Source organism: Variovorax sp. CCNWLW225 (assembly GCF_037204045.1).
Taxonomy (GTDB): Bacteria; Pseudomonadota; Gammaproteobacteria; order Burkholderiales; family Burkholderiaceae_C; genus Variovorax.
The window spans coordinates 473,975-497,502 of record NZ_JBBCBV010000002.1 but is presented as its reverse complement, the minus strand read 5'-3'; the positions used below and the strand labels follow the sequence as shown (position 1 = coordinate 497,502).

At 64.6% G+C, this 23,528-nt stretch carries 16 protein-coding genes; 12 read left to right on the top strand and 4 right to left on the bottom strand.

The window, feature by feature from the left end; all coding sequences use genetic code 11:
- Positions 1-53 precede the first annotated feature (53 nt).
- Entirely contained in the window at positions 54-686 is a 633-nt protein-coding gene (locus V9L20_RS06920) for a response regulator transcription factor (RefSeq protein ID WP_012747279.1), read from the bottom strand.
- On the bottom strand, positions 683-3,223 hold the full coding sequence (locus tag V9L20_RS06915) for a PAS domain-containing sensor histidine kinase (RefSeq protein WP_258505829.1): 2,541 nt from the start codon (positions 3,221-3,223) through the stop codon (positions 683-685). The genes V9L20_RS06920 and V9L20_RS06915 overlap by 4 nt, the downstream gene beginning before the upstream one ends.
- A gap of 216 nt (positions 3,224-3,439) precedes the next feature.
- On the opposite strand from V9L20_RS06915, the gene aceE reads away from it, so the two are divergent.
- The 4 genes from aceE to lpdA (V9L20_RS06895) are packed head-to-tail and all read left to right on the top strand — an operon-like array spanning position 3,440 to position 10,299.
- Positions 3,440-6,154, top strand: coding sequence for a pyruvate dehydrogenase (acetyl-transferring), homodimeric type (gene aceE, locus V9L20_RS06910; protein WP_337295995.1), 2,715 nt, complete (start codon positions 3,440-3,442; stop codon positions 6,152-6,154).
- A gap of 49 nt (positions 6,155-6,203) precedes the next feature.
- Complete coding sequence (aceF, locus tag V9L20_RS06905) at positions 6,204-7,883, top strand: dihydrolipoyllysine-residue acetyltransferase (RefSeq protein WP_337295994.1); 1,680 nt, start codon at positions 6,204-6,206, stop codon at positions 7,881-7,883.
- Complete coding sequence (locus tag V9L20_RS06900; RefSeq protein WP_126747261.1) at positions 7,880-8,473, top strand: MFS transporter; 594 nt, start codon at positions 7,880-7,882, stop codon at positions 8,471-8,473. Before aceF ends, V9L20_RS06900 begins: the two co-directional genes overlap by 4 nt.
- Entirely contained in the window at positions 8,470-10,299 is a 1,830-nt protein-coding gene (gene lpdA, locus V9L20_RS06895; protein ID WP_337295993.1) for a dihydrolipoyl dehydrogenase, read from the top strand. Before V9L20_RS06900 ends, lpdA (V9L20_RS06895) begins: the two co-directional genes overlap by 4 nt.
- Positions 10,300-10,389: 90 nt before the next feature.
- Here lpdA (V9L20_RS06895) and V9L20_RS06890 read toward each other — a convergent pair whose 3' ends face one another.
- A complete protein-coding gene (locus V9L20_RS06890; RefSeq protein ID WP_337295992.1) occupies positions 10,390-10,974 on the bottom strand; it encodes a C40 family peptidase in 585 nt (194 codons plus the stop codon).
- Between the two features lie 274 nt (positions 10,975-11,248).
- On the opposite strand from V9L20_RS06890, the gene V9L20_RS06885 reads away from it, so the two are divergent.
- The gene (locus V9L20_RS06885) at positions 11,249-12,346 is read left to right on the top strand and encodes a PQQ-dependent sugar dehydrogenase (protein WP_337295991.1); all 1,098 of its coding nucleotides are present in this window, start codon (positions 11,249-11,251) and stop codon (positions 12,344-12,346) included.
- 9 nt (positions 12,347-12,355) lie between these two features.
- Here V9L20_RS06885 and V9L20_RS06880 read toward each other — a convergent pair whose 3' ends face one another.
- The gene (locus tag V9L20_RS06880; RefSeq protein WP_443098550.1) at positions 12,356-13,162 is read right to left on the bottom strand and encodes an alpha/beta hydrolase; all 807 of its coding nucleotides are present in this window, start codon (positions 13,160-13,162) and stop codon (positions 12,356-12,358) included.
- A gap of 75 nt (positions 13,163-13,237) precedes the next feature.
- Here V9L20_RS06880 and V9L20_RS06875 point away from each other — a divergent pair, with 75 nt between their 5' ends.
- From V9L20_RS06875 to V9L20_RS06845, 7 genes are all read left to right on the top strand, one after another.
- A complete protein-coding gene (locus V9L20_RS06875) occupies positions 13,238-13,840 on the top strand; it encodes an isochorismatase family protein (protein WP_258505836.1) in 603 nt (200 codons plus the stop codon).
- Between the two features lie 125 nt (positions 13,841-13,965).
- A complete protein-coding gene (locus tag V9L20_RS06870; RefSeq protein WP_337296129.1) occupies positions 13,966-15,918 on the top strand; it encodes a propionate--CoA ligase in 1,953 nt (650 codons plus the stop codon).
- Between the two features lie 178 nt (positions 15,919-16,096).
- The gene (locus V9L20_RS06865; RefSeq protein WP_258505837.1) at positions 16,097-18,973 is read left to right on the top strand and encodes a 2-oxoglutarate dehydrogenase E1 component; all 2,877 of its coding nucleotides are present in this window, start codon (positions 16,097-16,099) and stop codon (positions 18,971-18,973) included.
- Positions 18,974-19,028: 55 nt separating this feature from the next.
- Positions 19,029-20,297, top strand: a complete 1,269-nt coding sequence (gene odhB, locus V9L20_RS06860) for a 2-oxoglutarate dehydrogenase complex dihydrolipoyllysine-residue succinyltransferase (protein ID WP_337295989.1) — start codon at positions 19,029-19,031, stop codon at positions 20,295-20,297.
- A gap of 13 nt (positions 20,298-20,310) precedes the next feature.
- Positions 20,311-21,741, top strand: a complete 1,431-nt coding sequence (lpdA, locus tag V9L20_RS06855) for a dihydrolipoyl dehydrogenase (protein ID WP_157613537.1) — start codon at positions 20,311-20,313, stop codon at positions 21,739-21,741.
- Between the two features lie 4 nt (positions 21,742-21,745).
- The gene (gene zapE, locus V9L20_RS06850) at positions 21,746-22,846 is read left to right on the top strand and encodes a cell division protein ZapE (protein WP_337295988.1); all 1,101 of its coding nucleotides are present in this window, start codon (positions 21,746-21,748) and stop codon (positions 22,844-22,846) included.
- Positions 22,843-23,517, top strand: coding sequence for a hypothetical protein (locus V9L20_RS06845; RefSeq protein ID WP_337295987.1), 675 nt, complete (start codon positions 22,843-22,845; stop codon positions 23,515-23,517). Before zapE ends, V9L20_RS06845 begins: the two co-directional genes overlap by 4 nt.
- Positions 23,518-23,528: the final 11 nt, after the last annotated feature.

Genomic DNA, 23,528 nt, shown 5'->3' with positions numbered 1-23,528 from the left:
CCGCTTGCGCAGGCGTGGGGAACATTCGTCGCTATCGGGGAGATAGCTGGTTTTCAGGCCTTGGCTGCGGGCGCCGCTTGCCCGAGCGCGATCTTGAGCAGATCGGCCACGGTGTTCGCGTTGAGCTTTTCCATGATGTTGGCGCGGTGCGCCTCGACCGTCTTGATGCTGATGCCCAGGTCGTCGGCAATCTGCTTGTTCAGGCGGCCGGCGACGATGCGCTCGAGCACCTGGGCTTCGCGGCCGGTGAGCTTGGACAGCAGCGCATCGCGGCTGGCCGACTGCTGGTGCTGGGTGAAGGCGCCGCGCGCGTGCTCGAGCATGCGCTCGACCAGCGTGACGAGTTCTTCGTCGTTGAAAGGCTTCTGGATGAAATCCATGGCGCCCTTCTTCATGCTGTCGACCGCCATCGGCACGTCGCCGTGGCCGGTGATGACCACGATAGGCAGCGGGGAGCGCCGTTCGATCAGCCGGTCCTGCAGTTCGAGGCCAGTCATGCCGGCCATGCGAATGTCGACGATCAGACAGGCGACTTCGCGCGGGTCGTATCGGGAAAGAAAGGACTCGGCTGAATCGAAGCAGCGAACCCTGTAGTCCTTGCCCTCGAGCAGCCATTGCAGCGAATCTCGTACGGCCTCGTCGTCATCGACGACATAGACAGTGCCCTTCTTCGGAATCAAACTCATGCAGGTACCTTTGCCTCGTCGCTTGCTACGGAACTGGGAGCGTCCAACACCGGAATCCAGAAGGAAAAGCGGCATCCGATCACATCCGGGCCATTGTAGATGTTCTCCGCCTGCATCCGTCCACGGTGCGACTCGACGATGGTGCGGCACAGATTCAGCCCGATACCCATGCCTTCGGGCTTGGTGGAGAAGAAGGCCTCGTAGAGCCGGTCCATCACTTCGGGCGCCAGGCCCTTGCCGGTGTCCTGCACCGAAAATTCGATGGCATTGTGGCCCTCGATCACCTTGGGCAGCACGCGCAGTTCCACGCTACGGCGCGCGAGCGGGCGCTCTGCAATGTCGATGGCTTCGGCCGCGTTCTTCAGCAGGTTGACCATCACCTGCTCGATCAGGATGGGGTCCACGCGCACCACAGGCAGCCGCGCCGCCACATAGTGGTTGAGCCGCACATTGCGCCGCCGCAGTTCGATGCCCGCCAGTTCGACCGCCTCGCTCACCATGGTGGCCACGTCGGCGGGCGTGCGATTGGGTTCGCTGCGCTTCACGAATGAGCGGATGCGCTGGATGATCTGGCCCGCCCGCTGCGCCTGCTTGGAGGTTTTTTCGAGCGCCGCGAGCAGCGCCTCGGTGTCGATCGACTGCCCCTTGATGCGGGACATCATCCCGTTGCAGTAGTTGGTGATGGCCGTCAGCGGCTGGTTGAGCTCATGCGCCACGCTGGAGGCCATTTCGCCCATCGTGATCAGGCGGCTTGCGGCCTGGGCGCGGTCGGCCTGCGCGGCCGCCTGTTCCTCGGCGTCGCGCCGCGGTGTGATGTCGGTGGCAATCACCAGTTGGGCAAGCCGGCCGTCGACCCAGGTGAGATAGCGCGAACGCACTTCGAGCCACTTGCCCAGGTGCGGCACGAAGATCTCGTTGTTGGCGGTCTGGGCGGCGGTCAGGGTATCGATCGGCAGGCCGGCGTAGGGGTCGACGTCGTCCAGGCCCTCGTCGTGCGCATTGGAGGCCGGCACACCGGCCTGCGCCACCATGCCCAGGTGGCCCACGGTGTCGGAACCGAACCAGAGCCGGTACAGCTTGTTGGCGAACAGCAGCTCCTCACTGCCGATGGGCGCCACCGACACCGCGGCGTCCAGCGCCTCCAGCACCGTGGTGAAGCGCTCGTACGAAGCCGACAGCTGCTCGCGGATGCGCGTGGGCTCCGTGATGTCGGTCATCGAGGTCATCCAGCCCGTCTGGTGGCCGCGCGCATCGATCAGCGGCGACACATAAAGGCGCGCGTTGAACACGCTGCCGTTCTTGCGCTTCACGCGCACCTGGAAGCCGCCGGGCAGGGCGCGCCCGTGCAGCTCTTCCTCAAGCCGCTCGTTCATGACTTCGCGGTCCGACTCCAGCCAGTAGGGGAAGGGCGGCGTCTGGCCCACCAGTTCGGCTTCGCTCCAACCCGTCATCGCGCAGAAGGCGGCGTTCACGTAGGTGATGCGCCCCTGCAGGTCGAGCACGCGCATGCCGGTGAGCATGGAGTTTTCCATCGCACGCCGGAAGTTGGTTTCGGCAACCAGCCGCTGCTGCGCCTGCTGGCGCCGCCGGGTGTGCCGCCAGGTACCGATCAGCATCCAGCTGGTGAGCACGCTGAGCGCGCAGACCAGCCAGAACAAGCCGTTGCCGACCACCCCCTGCGAGGTGCGGTAGGCCTGGGCGCGCAGCACCAGCGCATTGCCGACGGGCGACACCGGCACTTCGTATTCGTTGGTTCTTTCGGACCAGGGCAGCAGGCGCGTGCCGCCTTCCCTGGGGCTCACGGTGTTGCCCGCAATCGGATTGCCCTTGGCGTCGAGCAGCGACACCGCATAGCGCGCCTGCACTTCCGATGGCATGCCGTAGCGCAGCAGGCCGTCGATCGAAAACTCGCCCAGCACCACGCCCGCGAACAGGCCCTGGTCGAAAAGCGGAATGTGCAGCTGCAGCATGGCCGTGGGATCGCCGCCGGCCATGGGTTGGGAGAAAACCGGTTGGCGCAGCTCTCGCGCCAGCGCGTAGTTGCTCTCGATATCGCCGGGCCGCAGCACGTCGCCGATGAGGTGCTGCTGCGCGGGGTGTACGCTCGGTGCGGAATAGCCAGCCTTGAAGCGGCGGCGGTCGTCGATCCACGTGACCGTCTGCAGTTCGGGGAACTGGCTAACCAGGGATTCCGCGCGGCTCGCGAACTCGACGGGATCGATTTCGCGGTTCGAGGCATCCCGTGCGATGCGCATGAGCTGTTCCTGCCGCTCCAGGAGGCGCAGGCGCATGCGCTGCTGGGCGTATTCGACGTCCCGCCGCACGGATTCCTGCTCGCGCTCGACTTCTTCGGTGCGCAAGTACCAGAACGCAGAAACGATGGCGGCAAGGAACAGCAGCACCGCCGCAATGGGCGCGAGCATGGCGACAGCGTCCTGCAGCACCGGCGTTTGCCGGCGCCACCAGCGGCGCCACCAGGACAGAGGGGACGCATTCACGGCGCTGCGGGCCACCGCCAGCGGAGAGGAAAGAGGCATCTTCCGAGTTTAGGGGATGCTCCCCCGCGAAGCGCGCCAAACGCCCGGTGCCATTGGTTCCGGCGCGGCTGCAGCCAGAACAACCTCAATCATAAATATCACATTAAGAAATGGATATGCGCCATTTGAAATAGAAGCATTTCTATGCGAAACTCGCCCGCGTTTATCGAAGACCGCACTTAAATTACAGCCACAGCCCTAATAGGAGAGACAAGCATGTCGGCAAATCCCGAGAACCTGTTCGGCTCGGCCGCGAACGACGCGGACGCCCAGGAGACCCGTGAATGGATGGATGCACTGTCCTCCGTTATTCAGAGCGAGGGGCCTGAGCGGGCTCACTTCCTTCTAGAGCAGTTGCTCGAGCATGCGCGGCAGCACAGCATCGACAAGCCTTTCTCGGCCAATACTGCCTACGTCAACACCCTGGAGCCTGACCAGGAAGAGCGTTGCCCCGGCAACCTCGAGATCGAAGAGCGCCTGCGCGCCTACATGCGATGGAACGCCATGGCCATGGTGGTCAAGGCCAACCGCCATCATCCGCCCGAAGGCGGCGACCTGGGCGGCCACATCGGCTCCTTCGCCTCGCTGGCCAACATGTTCGGCGCCGGCTTCAACCACTTCTGGCACGCCGAGAGCGAAAACCACGGTGGCGACTGCCTGTACATCCAGGGCCACGTGTCGCCCGGCATCTATGCCCGCGCCTACCTGGAAGGCCGCCTGACCGAAGAGCAGCTGCTCAACTTCCGCCAGGAAGTCGATGGCAAGGGCCTGTCGAGCTACCCGCATCCGAAGCTGATGCCCGAGTTCTGGCAATTTCCGACCGTGTCGATGGGCCTCGGCCCGCTGATGGCCATCTACCAGGCCCGCTTCCTCAAGTACCTGCACGCCCGCGGCATCGCCAACACCGAGAACCGCAAGGTCTGGGTGTTCTGCGGCGACGGCGAGATGGACGAAGTCGAATCGCTGGGCGCCATCGGCCTGGCCGCGCGCGAAGGGCTCGACAACCTGATCTTCGTCATCAACTGCAACCTGCAGCGCCTGGACGGCCCGGTGCGCGGCAACGGCAAGATCATCCAGGAGCTCGAAGGCGAATTCCGCGGCTCGGGCTGGAACGTCATCAAGCTGATCTGGGGCAGCAACTGGGATCCGCTCTTGGCGCGCGACAAGGACGGGGCGCTGCGCAAGATCATGATGGAGACCAACGACGGCGACTACCAGGCCTTCAAGGCCAATGACGGCGCCTACGTTCGCAAGCACTTCTTCGGCCGCGATCCGCGCACGCTCGAGATGGTGTCCAAGATGAGCGACGACGATATCTGGCAGCTGCGCCGCGGCGGCCACGATTCGCAAAAGGTCTACGCGGCCTTCGACGCGGCCGTGAAGCACAAGGGCCAGCCCACGGTGCTCCTGATCAAGACGGTCAAGGGCTTCGGCATGGGCAAGATCGGCGAGGGCAAGAACAACGTCCACCAGACGAAGAAGCTCAGCGACGAGGACATCATGGCCTTCCGCGACCGCTTCAATATTCCGATTCCGGACAGCAAGATTGCGGACCTGCCGTTCTACAAGCCGGCCGACGACACGCCGGAAATGAAGTATCTGCACGAGCGCCGCAAGGCCCTCGGCGGCTACCTGCCGCACCGCCGCACCAAGGCCGATGAAAGCTTCACGGTGCCTTCGCTCGACACCTTCAAGTCGGTGATGGAACCCACGGCCGAAGGCCGCGAGATCTCGACCACGCAGGCCTACGTGCGCTTCTTGACGCAGCTCTTGCGCGACAAGGCGCTGGGCCCGCGCGTCGTTCCGATTCTTGTGGACGAAGCGCGCACCTTCGGCATGGAAGGGTTGTTCCGCCAGATCGGCATCTACAACCCCGCAGGCCAGCAGTACACCCCGGTCGACAAGGACCAGGTCATGTACTACAAGGAAGACAAGGCCGGCCAGATCCTGCAGGAAGGCATCAACGAAGCCGGCGGCATGTCCAGCTGGATTGCCGCGGCCACCTCGTACAGCACCAACAACCGCATCATGGTGCCGTTCTACGTGTACTACTCGATGTTCGGCTTCCAGCGCATCGGCGACCTGGCCTGGGCGGCGGGCGACATGCAGGCGCGCGGCTTCCTGCTGGGCGGCACGTCGGGGCGCACCACGCTCAATGGCGAAGGCCTGCAGCACGAAGATGGCCATAGCCACATCCTGGCCAACACCATTCCTAACTGCGTGAGCTACGACCCGACCTTCGCGCACGAAGTGGGCGTGATCCTGCACCATGGCCTCAAGCGCATGGTCGAGAAGCAGGACAACGTCTATTACTACCTGACGCTGCTCAACGAGAACTACGCGATGCCCGGCCTGCAGCCCGGCACCGAAGAGCAGATCATCAAGGGCATGTACCTGTCGAAGCAGGGCCCCGCGCTCAAGGCCAAGGCACCCACGGTGCAGCTGCTGGGCAGCGGCACCATCCTGCGCGAAAGCTTTGCCGCGCAGGAGCTGCTCGAGAAGGATTGGGGCGTGTCCGCCTCGGTGTGGAGCTGCCCGAGCTTCAACGAGCTGACGCGCGACGGCCAGGACGCCGACCGCTGGAACCTGCTGCACCCCGACCAGACGCCGCGCGTGCCTTTCGTGGCCGAGCAGCTCTCGCCGACCACCGGCCCGGTGATCGCGTCGACCGACTACATGAAGGCCTACGCGGAGCAGATCCGCCCCTTCATTCCGAAGGGCCGCAACTACAAGGTGCTGGGCACCGATGGCTTCGGCCGCAGCGACTTCCGCAACAAGCTGCGCGAGCACTTCGAGATCAACCGCCACTACATCGTGGTGGCCGCGCTCAAGGCGCTGAGCGAAGATGGCACAGTGCCCGTGGCCAAGGTGGTTGAAGCGATCAAGAAGTACGGCATCAATGTCGACAAGGTCAACCCGCTTTACGCCTGAACATCAACAACCAACGAACGAACGGCGCCTCACGGCGGGAGACAACGATATGGCAGCAGTGGAAGTGAAGGTGCCGGACATCGGCGATTTCGATGAAGTCGCGGTGATCGAGGTGCTTGTGAAGGTGGGCGACACGGTCAAGGCCGAGCAGTCGCTCATCACCGTGGAATCGGACAAGGCGTCGATGGAAATTCCGTCGTCGACCGCCGGTGTGGTGAAAGAAATCAAGGTCGAGGTCGGCGGCAAGGTGAAAGAGGGCTCCGTGGTCCTCGTGCTCGAGGCCGAAGGGTCTGCCGCGGCACCGGCTTCGGCGCCTGCAGCAGCTCCGGCTCCCGCGGCTGCCGCCCCGGCGCCCGCAGCCGCGGCGCCTGCTCCGGCTGCCGCGCCTGCGGCTTCGGGTCCCCTCGAGATCAAGGTGCCCGACATCGGCGATTTCAAGGATGTCGCGGTCATCGAGTTGCTGGTGAAACCCGGCGACACGATCGCGGCCGACCAGTCGCTCATCACTGTCGAATCGGACAAGGCCTCGATGGAAATTCCGTCGTCGGCTGCGGGCGTGCTCAAGGAGCTCAAGGTCAAGGTGGGCGACACGGTCAATATCGGTGACCTGATTGCCGTGCTGGAAGGCGCCGCAGGTGGTGCGGCGCCTGCGCCCGCGCAGGCTGCTGCAGCCGCTGCGCCGGCAACGGCGACCGCCAGTGCGCCAGCTCCGGTTGCCGCTCCATCGGCGGCCGCTGCAACTCCGCCAGCTGCTGCCGCACCGCACGAACCCACTGTGGCGCCCACCGGCAAGCTGCCGCATGCGTCCCCCTCGGTGCGCAAGTTCGCCCGCGAACTCGGCGTGCCGCTCGAAGAGGTCAAGGGCTCCGGTCCCAAGGGCCGCATCACCCAGGAAGACGTCCAGAGCTTCACCAAGGCCGTGATGAGCGGCCAGGCCAGCACGAAGGCATCCGCAGCCAAGGCACCCGCCGGTGGCGGCAGCGGGGATGGCGCGGCACTGGGCCTCATTCCATGGCCCAAGGTCGACTTCGCCAAGTTCGGTGCGGTCGAGCGCAAGGACCTGTCGCGCATCAAGAAGCTCAGTGGTGCCAACCTGCACCGCAACTGGGTGATGATTCCGCACGTCACCAACAACGACGAAGCCGACATCACTGAGCTCGAAGCCTTCCGCGTCTCCACCAACAAGGAAAACGAAAAGTCGGGCATCAAGGTCACGATGCTGGCCTTCGTGATCAAGGCGGTGGTTGCGGCGCTCAAGAAGTTCCCTGACTTCAACGCCAGCCTCGACGGCGACCAGCTCGTCTACAAGCAGTACTACAACATCGGCTTTGCGGCCGACACGCCCAACGGGCTCGTAGTGCCGGTGCTGAAGGATGCGGACAAGAAGGGCATCCTGCAGATCAGCTCCGAAATGGGCGAGCTCGCCAAGAAGGCGCGCGACGGCAAGCTCGGCTCGGCCGACATGCAGGGCGGCTGCTTCTCGATCAGCTCGCTCGGCGGCATCGGCGGCACGCATTTCACGCCCATCATCAACGCCCCCGAAGTGGCCATCCTCGGCCTCTCCAAGGGCCAGATGAAGCCGGTGTGGGACGGCAAGCAGTTTGTGCCGCGCCTGACGCTGCCGCTGTCGCTGTCCTACGACCACCGCGTGATCGATGGTGCCCTGGCTGCGCGCTTCAACGCCTACCTGGGCCAGGTGCTCGCGGACTATCGCCGAATCCTGCTATGACCACGGTTGTGGCCGTCCGCAAAGGCGGCCAGGTCACGATGGCGGCGGATTCGCTGGTGACCTTCGGCGACACGCGGCTTTCGCACCGCGCCGAGGCGAACCAGAAGATCTTCACCATCGACGATGCGGCGGGGCAGAGCCTCTTTGCCGTGGCCGGGGCTGCTGCGCACTTTCTGGTGCTGCAGCATGCGCTGGCCGCGCAGCCGCGCGAGGCGCTGCTGTTCGGCAGCAAGCACGAGATCTTCCGCACCTTCACGCTGCTGCATCCGGTGCTGAAGGACTCGTTCTTCATGCAGACCAAGGAAGACGAGCATGAGCCCTACGAGTCGAGCCAGTTCACGATGCTGATGGCCAACCAGAGCGGCATCTATGGCATCTACAGCTACCGCGAGGTCTTCGAGTTCAAGCAGTTCTGGGCCATCGGCTCGGGGCGCAGCTTTGCACTTGGCGCCATGCACGCGGCGTACGACATGAAGTCGCGCACCTCGCGCGACGTGGCGGAGGCGGGGATCGCCGCCGCCTGCGAATTCGATCGCAATTCGGCCCCACCGGTCGACGTTCTCACACTCAAACTGAAAGTGTCCAAATGAGCGAACAACAAATCAAGGTGCCGGACATCGGCGACTTCGACGAAGTCGCGGTCATCGAGGTGCTGGTCAACGTCGGCGACACGGTCAAGGCCGAGCAGTCGCTGATCACGGTCGAGTCGGACAAGGCCTCGATGGAAATTCCATCGTCGGCCGCCGGCGTGGTGAAGTCGCTCGCCGTCAAGGTGGGCGACAAGGTCAAGGAAGGCTCCGTGGTGCTGACGCTGGAGGTGGACGGTGCCGCAGCGCCCGCGCCCGCGCCCGCGGCAGCCGCTCCTGCGCCAGCCGCCGCGGCGCCCGCTCCCAAGGCGGCTCCGGCACCCGTGCCGGCCGCAGCGCCCGCCGCTTCCACCTACGGTGGCAAGGTCGATGTCGAGTGCGACGTCGTCGTGCTCGGCGCCGGCCCTGGCGGCTATTCGGCCGCATTCCGCGCTGCCGACCTGGGCCTGAAGGTGGTGCTGATCGAGCGCTATGCCACGCTGGGCGGCGTGTGCCTCAACGTGGGCTGCATTCCGTCGAAGGCATTGCTGCATGTTGCGTCGGTCATGGACGAGGTCAAGCACTTCGCCGACCTGGGCGTGAGCTTTGCCGCGCCCACGGTCGACCGCGCCAAGCTGCTCGGCCACAAGAACAAGGTGGTGGGCAAGCTCACCGGCGGCCTCACGGCCATGGCCAAGATGCGCAAGGTGACGGTCCTGCGCGGCGTCGGCAACTTCATCGACCCCTACCACCTGGAAGTGGACGAGACGTCCGGCACCAGCTGGGACACCACCGGCAAGAAGCAGACCGTCAAGTTCCGCAACGCCATCATCGCGGCCGGTTCGCAGGCCGTGAGCCTGCCGTTCATGCCGAAGAACGACCCGCGCGTGGTCGACTCCACCGGCGCGCTCGAAATGGGCACGGATCCCAAGCGCATGCTGATCCTGGGCGGCGGCATCATCGGCTTGGAGATGGGTACGGTGTATTCGACGCTGGGCGCGCGCCTCGACGTGGTCGAAATGCTCGACGGACTGATGCAGGGCGCCGACCGCGACCTGGTCAAGGTGTGGCAGAAGATGAATGCGCCGCGCTTCGACAACATCATGCTCAAGACCAAGACTGTCGGCGCTGAAGCCACGAAAGAGGGCATCAAGGTCACCTTCGAAGGCGAGAACGCACCGAAGGAACCGCAGGTGTACGACCTGGTGCTGCAGGCCGTGGGCCGCAGCCCCAACGGCAAGAAGATCGGCGCCGAGAAGGCGGGCGTGGCGGTGAGCGACCGCGGCTTCATTCCGGTCGATATCCAGATGCGCACCAACGTGCCCCACATCTTCGCCATCGGCGACATCGTGGGCCAACCCATGCTGGCGCACAAGGCGGTGCACGAGGCGCACGTGGCGGCAGAGGTGATTGCCGGTGAGCAGAAGGGCGACAAGGAGCTTTCCAGCGCCGCCTTCAATGCCAGGGTGATCCCGAGCGTGGCCTATACCGATCCCGAGGTGGCATGGGTCGGCCTCACGGAAGACCAGGCCAAGGCGGAAGGCATCAAGATCAAGAAGGGCCACTTCCCGTGGAGCGCTTCAGGCCGTGCCATTGCCAACGGCCGCGACGAAGGCTTCACCAAGCTGCTGTTCGACGCCGAGACGCACCGCATCCTCGGCGGCGGCATCGTGGGCACGCACGCCGGCGACATGCTCGGCGAAATTGCGCTGGCCATTGAAATGGGCGCCGACGAGATCGACATCGGCAAGACCATTCACCCGCACCCGACCCTGGGCGAAAGCATCGGCATGGCGGCCGAGGTGGCGCACGGTACCTGTACCGACCTGCCGCCGGCAAAAAAGGCCTGACGAGCCGGTTGAGCCGCTCCGGATAATCGGAGCGGACACAAAAAATCCCGCCGCGGCGGGATTTTTTTATGGCCTTGAAGGGCAGGCGGATCAGTCGCCGGAGCGGGTCGCGGCGGTGGCCGCGGCCTTGACGTCTTCATTGGGGGCGCCGCCAAGCACGCGGCGGGCTCCGTCGAAGCGGCGGCTCCAGTAGCTGCCGTTCATGTCTTCCACCCGCACCTGGGCGCCCGTGCGCGGCGAATGGATGAACTTGCCTTCGCCGACATAGATGCCGACATGGCTGAAGGCGCGGCGCATGGTGTTGAAGAAAACGAGATCGCCGGGCTTGAGCTGGCTGCGGTCGATCTTTTCGGTAGCGGCGGCTTGTTCTTCGGCGCGGCGGGGCAGGAGGTGGCCAACCGTCTGGTTGTACATGGCGCGAACGAAGCCGCTGCAATCGAAACCGGATTCCGCCGAGTTGCCGCCACGGCGATATGGGACGCCAAGGAAGCCGATGGCGGTAACCACCAGATCGGAAGTCCGTTCGGTGACGGTTTGGCGAACCTGCTGAAGTTGTCCGATCAGGCCCTTGTCGGCAAGGAGGCGGGCCAGTTCGTCATCGGTTCGGTCCTGTTGAGGAGCGGCCTGGACGGCGACGGCAAACAGGAGGGAAGCGGGTAGGACGAAAAAACGCATGGCGCGTAGGATATTGATGACGCGCGGTTATGTCAACCTCATCTGAATTGGCGAATGTATCTCCAAATGATTGATTTGCTTGAAATTTTTCGATTCGGCTGAAGAAAAAATGTAACGGCGGACCTTTATGAACCATAAGCGTTTGCCCGTAAATGAACCTTCGCCCCAAAGGTGAATCGGCCAATGGATCGTATTTGATCGACAAAATCCCGCAACAACGCTCCAACTTCCCGCAAAATTCATGAATCTGCAAATTGGATCAAACTTTCGGCCTATGGGCCGCGCAGCTGTTTTGGCGGGGTTGGCGTTCGCGGGCACCGTTGTAGCGCAGATACGCCCTGAGATCATTTCGTCAGGTCTCGAGAATCCATGGGGCGTCGCCTTCTTGTCGGATGGCCGGTTCGCGGTGACCGAGCGCGCCGGTCGTTTGCGGGTGATTGCCGCGGACGGAAAAATCAGCCCCCCAGTGACCGGGCTGCCCGCGATTGCGGCCGGCGGCCAGGGTGGCCTGCTCGACGTGCTGGCGGATTCAGGCTTCGAAAAGAACCGCACGCTGTACTTCTGTTTTTCCGAACCCCAGGCAGGGGGCTCGGTCAACGGTACTGCGCTGGCACGCGCACAGCTTTCTGAAGACGCCGCGAAGCTGGAGAACCTGCGCATCATCTTCAGCCAGCAACCCAAGGTGGCCAGCCGCAACCACTTCGGCTGCCGCATCGTCGAGGCGCGAGACGGCACGCTGTTTCTCACGCTCGGCGATCGGTACAGCCGCAAGGAAGACGCGCAGAGGCTCGACAGCCATATCGGGAAGGTCGTGCGCATCGCGAAAGACGGAACCGTGCCCAAGGACAACCCGTTCGTCGGCAGGGCGGGTACGCTGCCCGAGATCTGGAGCTACGGCCACCGCAACGGCCAGGGCGCGGCGCTTGCGCCCGACGGCCGTTTCTGGATGACGGAGCATGGTCCGCAAGGCGGCGACGAAATCAATGTGCCGCAGGCCGGCCGCAACTACGGCTGGCCGGTGATCACCTATGGCGAAAACTACGGCGGCGGCAAGATCGGCGACGGCCTCACCTCCAAGGACGGCCTGGAGCAGCCGCTGCACTACTGGGTGCCGTCGATTGCGCCATCGGGCATGGCGTTTCTGACCAGCGACCGCTATGGCGCAGGGTGGAAGGGCAACCTGTTCGTCGGGTCGCTCAAGTTCGGCTACCTCGACCGCATCGAACTGAAGGACGGCAAAGTGGCTGCCGAGCACAAGCTCCTGGCCGACGGCAGGGCGCGCATCCGCGACGTGAAGCAGGGCCCGGACGGTTTGCTCTATGTGCTGACCGACGAATCCGACGGCAAGCTGCTGCGCCTGCGGCCGAATTGAGTTTGCTCTTCAGCCGGGGCACCCCGGCAGAGGCAGCGTGGGCAGCATGCGGCGCCAGAGCCGCATCCACTCGGGCCAGTCATGGCCGCCCTCGGTCGTGAACACGCGGCCCTCCGGCAGCGCCGCGGCCAGCAGCCGGTGGCTGAAGGCAAAGCGGTCGTCGATGCCGTAGCCCAGGTAAAGCGGCGGGCGCGCGCCGAACGTGGCGCTGTGGCCGACGTAGCCGCGCAGCCATTGCCAAAGCTGCGTTTCGCTCGGCGTTCGCGGGTCGCTGCCTGGCGGAGCGTCCAGCGGCCCGGTCCAGCGGGCCACGCCGCCTGCATTGGCGATGTCCAGGCTGAGCGCGCGTTCCCCCAGATAAGGCGCGATGGCCACTAGGCCGGCTAGTTCGCCGGGGTGGGTTTGCGCATAGAGCAGCCCACCGAAACCGCCGACGGAAATGCCGACGATCCAGATCGACTTGTAGCCCTTGCTGCGTGCCGGTGCCATCACGTCCTTGCTCAGTCGGTCGAGAATGGTCTTGTTGTTGTAATAGCCGAGGTGCGCATCGACCAGCATGGCGTCCACCGCAAGCCTGTTGTCGCCCAGTGCCTTGACGAAACCTTCGCGCGTGAATTCGTTCGGGTGCGAATAGGCGCCGGGCAGCAGCACCAGCAGCGTGTCCGCGTTCACCGTGCAGCTGCTCTTTTCGAGCGTGCTCTCCAGCGGCGTGTTGGCCGTTCGCATGCCGCCGCAGCCGGAGACCAGGAGCACGGCGCAAAAACTCAGCAGCAAGAGAGGGCGCCGCGCCGAAAGGCGCCAGTAAAAGATCCGCATCCAGCGGAGTCTAGGTGCAAGGCTTTTCGGTGGTACGGTCTAGCCCAATCAATTTTCATCTGAAAGAATCAGTTCATGCTGCTCGACGCCTCGCAATCCCAACTCGTGCTGATCGACTACCAGGCGCAACTGATGCCTGCGATCTTCGAGGCCGATGCCGTGTCGCAGAACGCCGTACGCCTGGGCAAGATGGCGCGCCTGCTCGAAGTGCCGGTCTGGGGCACCGAGCACAACCCGTCGAAGCTTGGCGAAACCGTGCCCGACATTCGCGCGCTGTACCAGCGAACCTTGCCCAAGATGCATTTCAGCGGCATGGAGGAGGGCCTTGGCGAATGGCTGCGCGTGCCGCCAAAGGCGCCGCAGGGCAATGCCCGCAGCCTGCCGAAGCACCTGCAGAAGCCTGCTGCCGCAGCCGAAGAGCGCAACACCATCGTGGTTGCCGGCTGCGAGGCGCATGTATGCCTGCTGCAGACCGCACTCGATCTTCTGGAAGACGAATTCGAAGTTTGGGTGGTGACCGACGCCTGCAGCTCTCGCACCGAGCGCAATCGCGACGCGGCCTTCGACCGGTTGGCCGGCGCGGGCGCCGAACTGGTGACCACCGAGATGGTCGGGTTCGAGTGGCTGCGCACGGCCGAGCACCCGGCATTCCCCGAGCTGCTGAAGATCATTCGATAACGACTTTGCGTTCGGCCCCGAGCGCGCCGGGGCCGGGGCGACGCGGGCGACACCTGATTGTCCGGCGCGTCAGCTTGCTGCAAGATCGATCTCCATAATTATGAATTCAGTTTTAGGCGGCGCTGATCGCCGGAACTGATTTCCATAACCAGGAGACATCGCAGATGAGCCGCTACGAAGAGTTCTATCGCCAGTCGGTGGATGCGCCGGAGGCGTTCTGGGCCGAGCAGGCCAGGCTGATCGATTGGAAGACGCCGCCGGCCCAGGTTTTGGACGCCAGCGAGCCGCCATTTGCCCGCTGGTTCGTGGGTGGAACCACCAACCTGTGCCACAACGCGGTCGACCGGCACCTGGCCGCACGTGGAGACCAACCCGCGTTGATCTTCGTGTCGACCGAAACCGGCACTGAAAGAACCTACAGCTTCCGCGAACTGCATGCCGAGGTGCAGCGCACCGCGGCCAGCCTGGTCGAGTTGGGAGTGGGCAAGGGTGACCGGGTGCTCATCTATATGCCGATGATTCCTGAAGCCGCGTTCGCCATGCTGGCGTGCGCGCGGATCGGCGCGATCCACTGCGTGGTTTTCGGCGGCTTTGCCAGCGGCTCGCTGGCCGCGCGCATCGAGGACGCAGAACCCAAGGTGGTGGTGAGTGCCGATGCCGGCTCGCGCGGCGGCAAGGTCATTGCGTACAAGCCGCTGCTCGACGAGGCCATCCGGATTTCGAAGCACAAGCCGGCGGCCGTGCTGCTCACCGACCGCGGCCTGGCCCCCATGACGCTCACCGCCGGCCGCGACCATCTGGCGGCGGAGCTGAACCTGAAGCACGGCGGCACCGAAGTGCCGTGTACCTGGCTGGCCGCCACGGACATCAGCTACACCATCTACACGAGCGGCACCACCGGCAAGCCGAAGGGCGTGCAGCGCGATGTCGGCGGCTATGCGGTGGCGCTGGCCGCCAGCATGAAGCACATCTTCGACGGACGGCCGGGCGAAACCTATTTTTCGACCAGCGACATCGGCTGGGTGGTGGGCCACAGCTACATCGTCTATGGGCCGCTGATCGGCGGCATGGCCACCCTGATGTACGAGGGCCTCCCCACGCAGGGCATCGACAAGCAGCCTGACGGCGGCATCTGGTGGCGCCTGGTCGAGAAGTACAGGGTGACCGTGATGTTCAGCGCGCCCACCGCGGTGCGCGTGCTCAGGAAGCAAGACCCGGCGCTGCTGAAAAAATACGACCTGTCGAGCCTGCGCGCGCTCTTCCTGGCGGGCGAGCCGCTCGACGAGCCCACCGCGCGGTGGATTGCCGACGGACTGGGCGTGCCGATCATCGACAACTACTGGCAGACCGAAACTGGCTGGCCGATCATCACCATTGCCAACGGCGTGGAAAAAAAGTCCAGCAAGTTCGGCAGCCCCGGCGTGCCGATGTACGGCTACCGCGTGAAGATCCTGCACGAATCCACCGGCGAGGAACTGACCGGCGCCAACGAGAAGGGCGTCGTCGTGATCGAAGGCCCCACGCCGCCGGGCTTCATGCAAACGGTGTGGAAGGACGACAAGCGCTTCGTCGACACCTACTGGAAATCCATACCCGGCAAGATGGTCTATTCGACCTTCGACTGGGGCATTCGCGACGAAGACGGCTACTTCTACATCCTCGGCCGCACCGACGACGTGATCAACGTGGCCGGCCACCGCCTTGGCACGCGCGAGATCGAGGAGAGCATTTCCGGTCACCCGGGCGTGGCCGAGGTGGCGGTGGTCGGCGTGGCGGACGCGCTCAAGGGGCAGGTGGCCATGGCCTTCGTGGTGCCGCGAGACAGCCAAGCCGTTACGGACGCCGATGCGGCGCTGAAGCTGGAGGGCGAGATCATGAAAGTGGTGGCCGACCAGCTCGGGGCCCTGGCACGGCCGGCGCGCGTGCGCTTTGTGAATGGGCTACCCAAGACCCGCAGCGGCAAGCTGCTGCGGCGGGCCATCCAGGCCGTGTGCGAGCAGCGCGACCCGGGCGACCTGACCACCATCGACGACCCCTCCACGCTGCAGCAGATCAAACAACTACTTTCTTCTGACTGAATGAGCAAGGGCTATCTTGCGAAGTTGCGCCGAGCCGTCATATGTCTGACGTGGCACAATGCCAAGGTACTCAGGCCCTTCCCCAGCCACAGTCGCATCCGCCAACCGGTTCAGCCGTGTCGCGGAAGGTTTCTTAACCAGCTAGTGCTTCCTTCAGGGAAGCGAAGGTCAGCGGAATATGAGCGATTCATCTACGCCATCGGCGTACACCGCCTATCAAGGCAACACCTACCTCTTCGGCGGCAATGCGCCCTATGTCGAGGAGATGTACGAAAACTACCTTGCCAACCCCGGCAGCGTGCCTGACAACTGGCGCTCGTATTTCGATGCGCTGCAGAACGTACCCGCCGTCGACGGCACCAATGCGCGCGACGTGCCGCACCAGCCGGTCATCAACGCCTTTGCCGAGCGTGCCAAGCAGGGCACCACCCGCGTGGTCCAGGCTAGCGGCGCAGATTCCGAACTCGGCCGCAAGCGCACCGCTGTCCAGCAGCTGATTGCCGCCTACCGCAACGTCGGCGCCCGCTGGGCCGACCTCGACCCCCTGAAGCGCGCCGAGCGCCCGGCCATTCCGGAACTCGAGCCCTCGTTCTACGGCTTCACTGACGCCGACCTCGAGACGGTGTTCAACACCAGCAACACCTTCTTCGGGAAAGAGACCATGTCGCTGCGCGACCTGCTCAATGCCCTGCGTGAAACGTACTGCGGCACCATGGGCGCCGAGTACATGTACACCACCGACCAGAACCACAAGCGCTGGTGGCAGCAAAAGCTCGAAAGCGCTCGCACCAACCCCAAGCTGACGGCCGAGCAGAAGAAGCACGTGCTGAACCGCCTGACCGCGGCCGAAGGCCTCGAGCGCTTCCTGCACACCAAGTATGTGGGCCAGAAGCGCTTTTCCCTCGAAGGCGGCGAGAGCTTCATCGTCTCGATGGACGAGCTCATCAACCAGGCCGGCATCAAGGGCGTGCAGGAAATCGTGATCGGCATGGCCCACCGCGGCCGCCTGAACGTGCTGGTCAATTCGCTGGGCAAGCTGCCGGCCGACCTGTTTGCCGAGTTCGACCACACCGCACCTGAAGATCTGCCGAGCGGCGACGTCAAGTACCACCAGGGCTTCAGCTCGGACGTGACCACCCCCGGCGGCCCGGTACACCTGAGCCTTGCGTTCAACCCCTCGCACCTTGAAATCGTGAACCCCGTGGTCGAAGGCTCCGTGCGTTCGCGCATGGACCGCCGCGCCGACCCGCAGGGCAAGCAGGTGCTGCCCGTGCTGGTGCACGGCGACGCGGCCTTCGCGGGCCAGGGCGTGGTGATGGAAACGCTGGCGCTGGCGGAAACGCGCGGCTACTTCACCGGCGGCACGGTGCACATCGTCATCAACAACCAGATCGGCTTCACCACCAGCGACCCGCGCGACAGCCGCTCGACGCTGTACTGCTCGGACATCGTCAAGATGATCGAGGCGCCGGTGCTGCACGTGAACGGCGACGACCCGGAAGCCGTGGTGCTGGCAACCCAGCTCGCCCTTGAATTCCGCATGGAGTTCCAGAAGGACGTGGTCGTGGACATCGTCTGCTTCCGCAAGCTGGGCCACAACGAGCAGGACACCCCCTCGCTCACGCAGCCGCTCATGTACAAGAAGATCGCCCAGCACCCCGGCACGCGCAAGCTGTACGCCGACAAGCTGGCCGCTCAGGGCCTTGGCGACACGCTCGGCGACGACATGGTCAAGGCGCAGCGTGCCGCCTTCGACGAAGGCAAGAACACCATCGACCCGGTGCTCACCAACTTCAAGAGCAAGTACGCGGTCGACTGGAGCCCCTACCTCAACAAGAAGTGGACCGATGCCGGCGACACGGCCATTCCGTCCAGCGAGTGGAAGCGCCTGGCCGAGAAGATCACCACGGTGCCGGCCGGCTTCACGGTGCACCCGCTCGTGAAGAAGGTGCTGGACGACCGCGCCGCCATGGGCCGCGGCGACGTGAACGTCGACTGGGGCATGGGCGAGCACATGGCGTTTGCCTCGCTGGTGGCCAGCGGCTACCCGGTTCGCCTGTCGGGCGAAGACTGCGGCCGCGGCACGTTCACGCACCGCCACGCCGTGCTGCACGACCAGAACCGCGAGAAGTTCGACGAAGGCACCTACACGCCGCTGCAGAACGTGGCTGAAAACCAGGCACCGTTCGTTGTCATCGACTCCATCCTGTCGGAAGAAGCGGTGCTCGCGTTCGAATACGGCTACGCCTCGAACGACCCGAACACGCTCGTCATCTGGGAAGCCCAGTTCGGCGACTTCGTGAACGGCGCGCAAGTGGTGATCGACCAGTTCATCGCCTCGGGCGAAGTGAAGTGGGGCCGCGTCAACGGCCTGACCATGATGCTGCCGCACGGCTACGAAGGCCAGGGCCCCGAGCACAGCTCGGCACGCCTGGAGCGCTTCATGCAGCTGAGCGCAGACACCAACATGCAGGTGGTGCAGCCGACCACGGCCAGCCAGATCTTCCACGTGCTGCGCCGCCAGATGGTGCGCAACCTGCGCAAGCCGCTGGTCATCCTCACGCCCAAGTCGCTGCTGCGCAACAAGGATGCAACGTCGCCGCTGTCCGAGTTCACCAAGGGCAGCTTCCAGACGGTCATTCCCGACAGCAAGGGCCTGAAGGCAGAGAAGGTCAAGCGCCTGATCGCCTGCTCGGGCAAGGTCTACTACGACCTGTCCAAGAAGCGCGAAGAGCAGGGCAACGACGACGTGGCCATCATCCGCGTCGAGCAGCTCTATCCGTTCCCGCACAAGGCCTTTGCCGCCGAGATCAAGAAGTACCCGAATCTCGTCGACGTGGTCTGGTGCCAGGACGAGCCGCAGAACCAGGGTGCCTGGTTCTTCGTGCAGCACTACATCCACGAAAACATGCAGGAAGGCCAGAAGCTCGGCTACTCCGGCCGTGCCGCTTCGGCATCGCCGGCGGTGGGTTACTCGCACCTGCACCAGGAACAGCAGAAGGCGCTGGTCGATGGCGCATTTGGCAAGCTCAAGGGCTTCGTGCTGACCAAGTAATCAAAAGCCTCTTTTCACACGAACACCCTCAAGAACAAAACGGAGCTCACTCCAAATGTCTATCGTAGAAGTCAAAGTCCCCCAGCTTTCCGAATCCGTGGCCGAAGCCACCATGCTCACCTGGAAGAAGAAGGCCGGCGAAGCCGTCGCCGTCGATGAAATCCTGATCGAGATCGAAACCGACAAGGTTGTGCTCGAAGTGCCCGCGCCCTCGGCCGGCGTGCTGGCTGAAATCGTGCAGCCCGATGGCGCCACCGTGGTGGCCGATCAGCTGATCGCGAAGATCGACACCGAAGGCAAGGGCGCGGCCGCCGCACCCGCGGCAGCGCCCGCTGCAGCAGCAGCTCCGGCGCCCGCCGCTGCACCGGCCCCTGCGGCCGCTGCCGCAGCCGCCGGCGGTTCGAAGTCGGACGTTGCCATGCCCGCCGCCGCCAAGCTGCTGGCCGACAACAACCTGAAGACCAGCGACGTGGCCGGCACCGGCAAGGACGGCCGCGTGACCAAGGGCGACGTGCTCGGCGCCGTGGCTTCGGGTGCCAAGCCCGCCGCCACCGTGGCCGCACCGGCCGCCAAGCCTGCGCTGCCGCAAGTTTCCGCACCCAGCGGCGCGGCCGACCTGGGCGAACGCCCAGAGCAGCGCGTGCCGATGAGCCGCCTGCGCGCCCGCATTGCCGAGCGCCTGCTGCAATCGCAATCGACCAACGCCATCCTCACGACCTTCAACGAAGTGAACATGGCGCCCGTGATGGAACTGCGCAAGCGCTTCCAGGACAGCTTCACCAAGGAACACGGCGTGAAGCTCGGCTTCATGAGCTTCTTCGTGAAGGCCGCGGTGCATGCGCTGAAGAAGTACCCGGTGATCAACGCCTCGGTCGACGGCAACGACATCCTGTACCACGGCTACTTCGACATCGGTATTGCCGTCGGTTCGCCGCGCGGCCTGGTGGTGCCCATCCTGCGCAATGCCGACCAGATGAGCTTTGCCGACATCGAGAAGAAGATCGCCGAATACGGCAAGAAGGCGCAAGACGGCAAGCTCGGCATCGAAGAGATGACCGGCGGCACGTTCTCCATCTCGAACGGCGGCACCTTCGGCTCGATGCTTTCGACGCCAATCATCAACCCGCCCCAGTCCGCGATCCTCGGCGTGCACGCCACCAAGGACCGCGCCGTGGTCGAGAACGGCCAGATCGTCATCCGCCCGATGAACTACCTTGCCATGAGCTATGACCACCGCATCATCGACGGCCGCGAAGCCGTGCTGGGCCTGGTCGCCATGAAGGAAGCGCTGGAAGATCCGTCGCGTCTGTTGTTCGACATCTGAGGAGACTGATCAGATGGCAAACAAACAATTCGACGTCATCGTCATCGGCGGCGGCCCCGGCGGCTACATTGCCGCCATTCGCGCCGCGCAACTCGGCTTCAACGTCGCGTGTATCGACGAGTGGAAGAACGGCAAGGGCGGCCCGGCACCGGGCGGCACCTGCACCAACGTCGGCTGCATTCCGTCGAAGGCGCTGCTGCAATCGTCGGAGCACTTCGAGCAGGCTGGCCACCACTTTGCCGACCACGGCATCAAGGTCGAGGGCCTGGGCCTGGACATCGACAAGATGCTGGCCCGCAAGGACCAGGTCGTGAAGCAGAACAACGACGGCATCCTGTACCTGTTCAAGAAGAACAAGATCAGCTTCTTCCATGGCCGCGGCTCGTTCGTGAAAACCGACGAAACCGGCTATGAGATCAAGGTGGCAGGCGCCGCCGAAGAATCGATCAGCGGCAAGCACATCATCGTGGCGACGGGCTCCAACGCCCGCGCATTGCCCGGCACGCCTTTCGACGAAGAGAACATTCTCTCGAACGACGGCGCGCTGCGCATCGGCGCGGTGCCCAAGAAGCTGGGCCTGATCGGCTCAGGCGTCATTGGCCTGGAGATGGGCTCGGTGTGGCGCCGTCTTGGCGCCGAAGTCACGGTGCTCGAAGCGCTGCCGACTTTCCTCGGCGCGGTGGACGAGCAGATCGCCAAGGAAGCCAAGAAGGCCTTCGACAAGCAGAAGCTCAAGATCGAACTCGGCGTCAAGGTCGGCGAGATCAAGTCGTCGAAGAAGGGCGTGAGCGTTGCCTGGACGAACGCCAAGGGCGAAGCCCAGACGCTGGAAGTCGACAAGCTGATCGTTTCGATCGGCCGCGTGCCCAACACCATCGGCCTGAACGCCGAAGCCGTGGGCCTGAAGCTGGACGAACGCGGCGCCATTGCCGTGGACGACGACTGCAAGACGAGCCTGCCCAACGTGTGGGCCATCGGCGACGTGGTTCGCGGCCCGATGCTCGCGCACAAGGCCGAGGAAGAGGGCGTTGCCGTCGCCGAGCGCATTGCGGGCCAGCACGGCCACGTCAACTTCAACACGGTTCCGTGGGTCATCTACACCAGCCCCGAGATCGCGTGGGTCGGCCAGACCGAGCAGCAGCTCAAGGCCGCGGGCCGCGCTTACAAGGCCGGTACCTTCCCGTTCCTGGCGAACGGCCGCGCACGCGCGCTGGGCGACACAACCGGCATGGTCAAGTTCCTGGCCGATGCCGCAACGGACGAGATCCTCGGCGTGCACATCGTGGGCCCGCAAGCCAGCGAGCTGATCTCCGAAGCCGTGGTGGCCATGGAGTTCAAGGCCAGTGCCGAAGACATCGCACGCATCTGCCACGCGCACCCGTCGCTGTCGGAAGCCACGAAGGAAGCGGCACTTGCCGTGGACAAGCGTACGCTGAATTTCTGATCCATTGACCAGCGTCAAAGAGGCCTATGAGGCGGAACTCGCGGTGCGCGGGTTCCAGAGCGACCCCGCGCAACTGCGCGCCGTGGAGGCGCTGGATCGCTGCGCGCGGGAGTGGGCCGGCTACAAGGCCCAGCGCTCCAACGCGCTGAAGAAGTTCATCAATCGACCGGAGCTCCCGCGCGGCGTCTACATGTATGGCGGCGTCGGGCGGGGCAAGAGCTTCCTGATGGACTTGTTCTTCAACGCCGTGCCGCTGCGTCGCAAGACGCGCCTGCACTTTCACGAGTTCATGCGCGAGGTGCACCGCGAGCTGCGCGAGCTGCAGGGCACGGTCAATCCGCTCGACGAGCTTGGACTGCGTATTTCCAAGCGCTACAAGCTGATCTGCTTCGACGAGTTCCACGTCGCGGACATCACCGACGCGATGATTCTTCATCGGCTGCTGGTGTCGCTGTTCGAGAACGGCGTGGGCTTTGTCACCACCTCCAATTTCAGGCCCGACGACCTCTACCCCGGCGGGTTGCATCGCGACCGCATCCTGCCTGCGATTGCACTGCTGAACGAAAAGCTCGAAGTGCTGAGCGTGGACAACGGCACCGACTACCGGCGCCGCACGCTCGAGCAACTGCGCATGTACCTCACGCCCAACGATGCGGCGGCCGAGAAGGAAATGCGCAAGGCTTTCGACAAGCTGGCCGAAACGGCCGACGAAAACCCGATCCTTCACATCGAGCAGCGCGAGATCCGGGCAAGGCGCAAGGCTGGCGGCGTGGTCTGGTTCGACTTCAAGACGCTCTGCGGCGGACCGCGCTCGCAGAACGACTATCTCGAAATAGCCAGCCAGTTCCACACGGTGCTGCTCTCCGACGTGCCGCACATGCCGGTTCGCATGGCTTCCGAGGCACGCCGTTTCACCTGGCTCGTCGACGTCTTGTACGACCGGCGTGTCAAGCTCATCATGTCGGCTGAGGTGGCGCCGGAGGCGTTGTATACCGAGGGACCGCTGGCGCATGAATTTCCGCGCACGGTTTCAAGGCTCACCGAAATGCAATCGAGCGAATTCCTCTCCCTGGAGCGCCGGATCGTCGACACTCGACTGACATGAAAAATATCGTTTTCGCCGTGCTGATGAGCTTGGGCAGCCTGCCGGTCTGGGCGCAGTCCAATGCGGCCACAGGCGCTGCCGACTTCGAAGCCGAACGCAGCAGGCTGGCCGCCGAGCGCGCCGCCATCGAGGCACGCTTCGAAAAGGAGCGCGCCGCCTGCTATCAAAAGTTCGCGGTCGAAGACTGCCTGCGCGACAGCCGCAGGCGCCGCCGTACCGAAACCGATCACATCAAACGGCAGGAAACGGCCATCAACGACATCGAGCGCCAGCGCCGCGGTGCCGCCGAGCTCGAAAAGCTCGACCAGAAGGCCGCCACGCGGCGCCCGCAAGACACGCCCGAGAAGCAGGACGAGTCCCGCCAAGCGCAAAAAGACCGCGAGCAGCGCGCTGCCGACCACGCGGCAAGCCGCGCCGCCACGGCTGCCGAGGCCGACGAGCGCCGTCGCCAGCTCGAGGCCAAGCAGAGGGCAAACGCCGAAGACCAGGCCAAGGCCGCCCAGCGCCGCGCCGAAGCACCGGCGGAGGTCGAGCGCTTCGAGAGCAAGCAGCAGAAGGCCGCGGAGCGCCGGGCCAGCCGCGAACGGCAGAACGCCGATCGGAGCAAGCCGCGCGGTGCGCCTTTGCCTCCGCCGCCACCGGCATCGCCGGCGTCGTCTCCTTCTCGTTAGGCGCCGGGGCC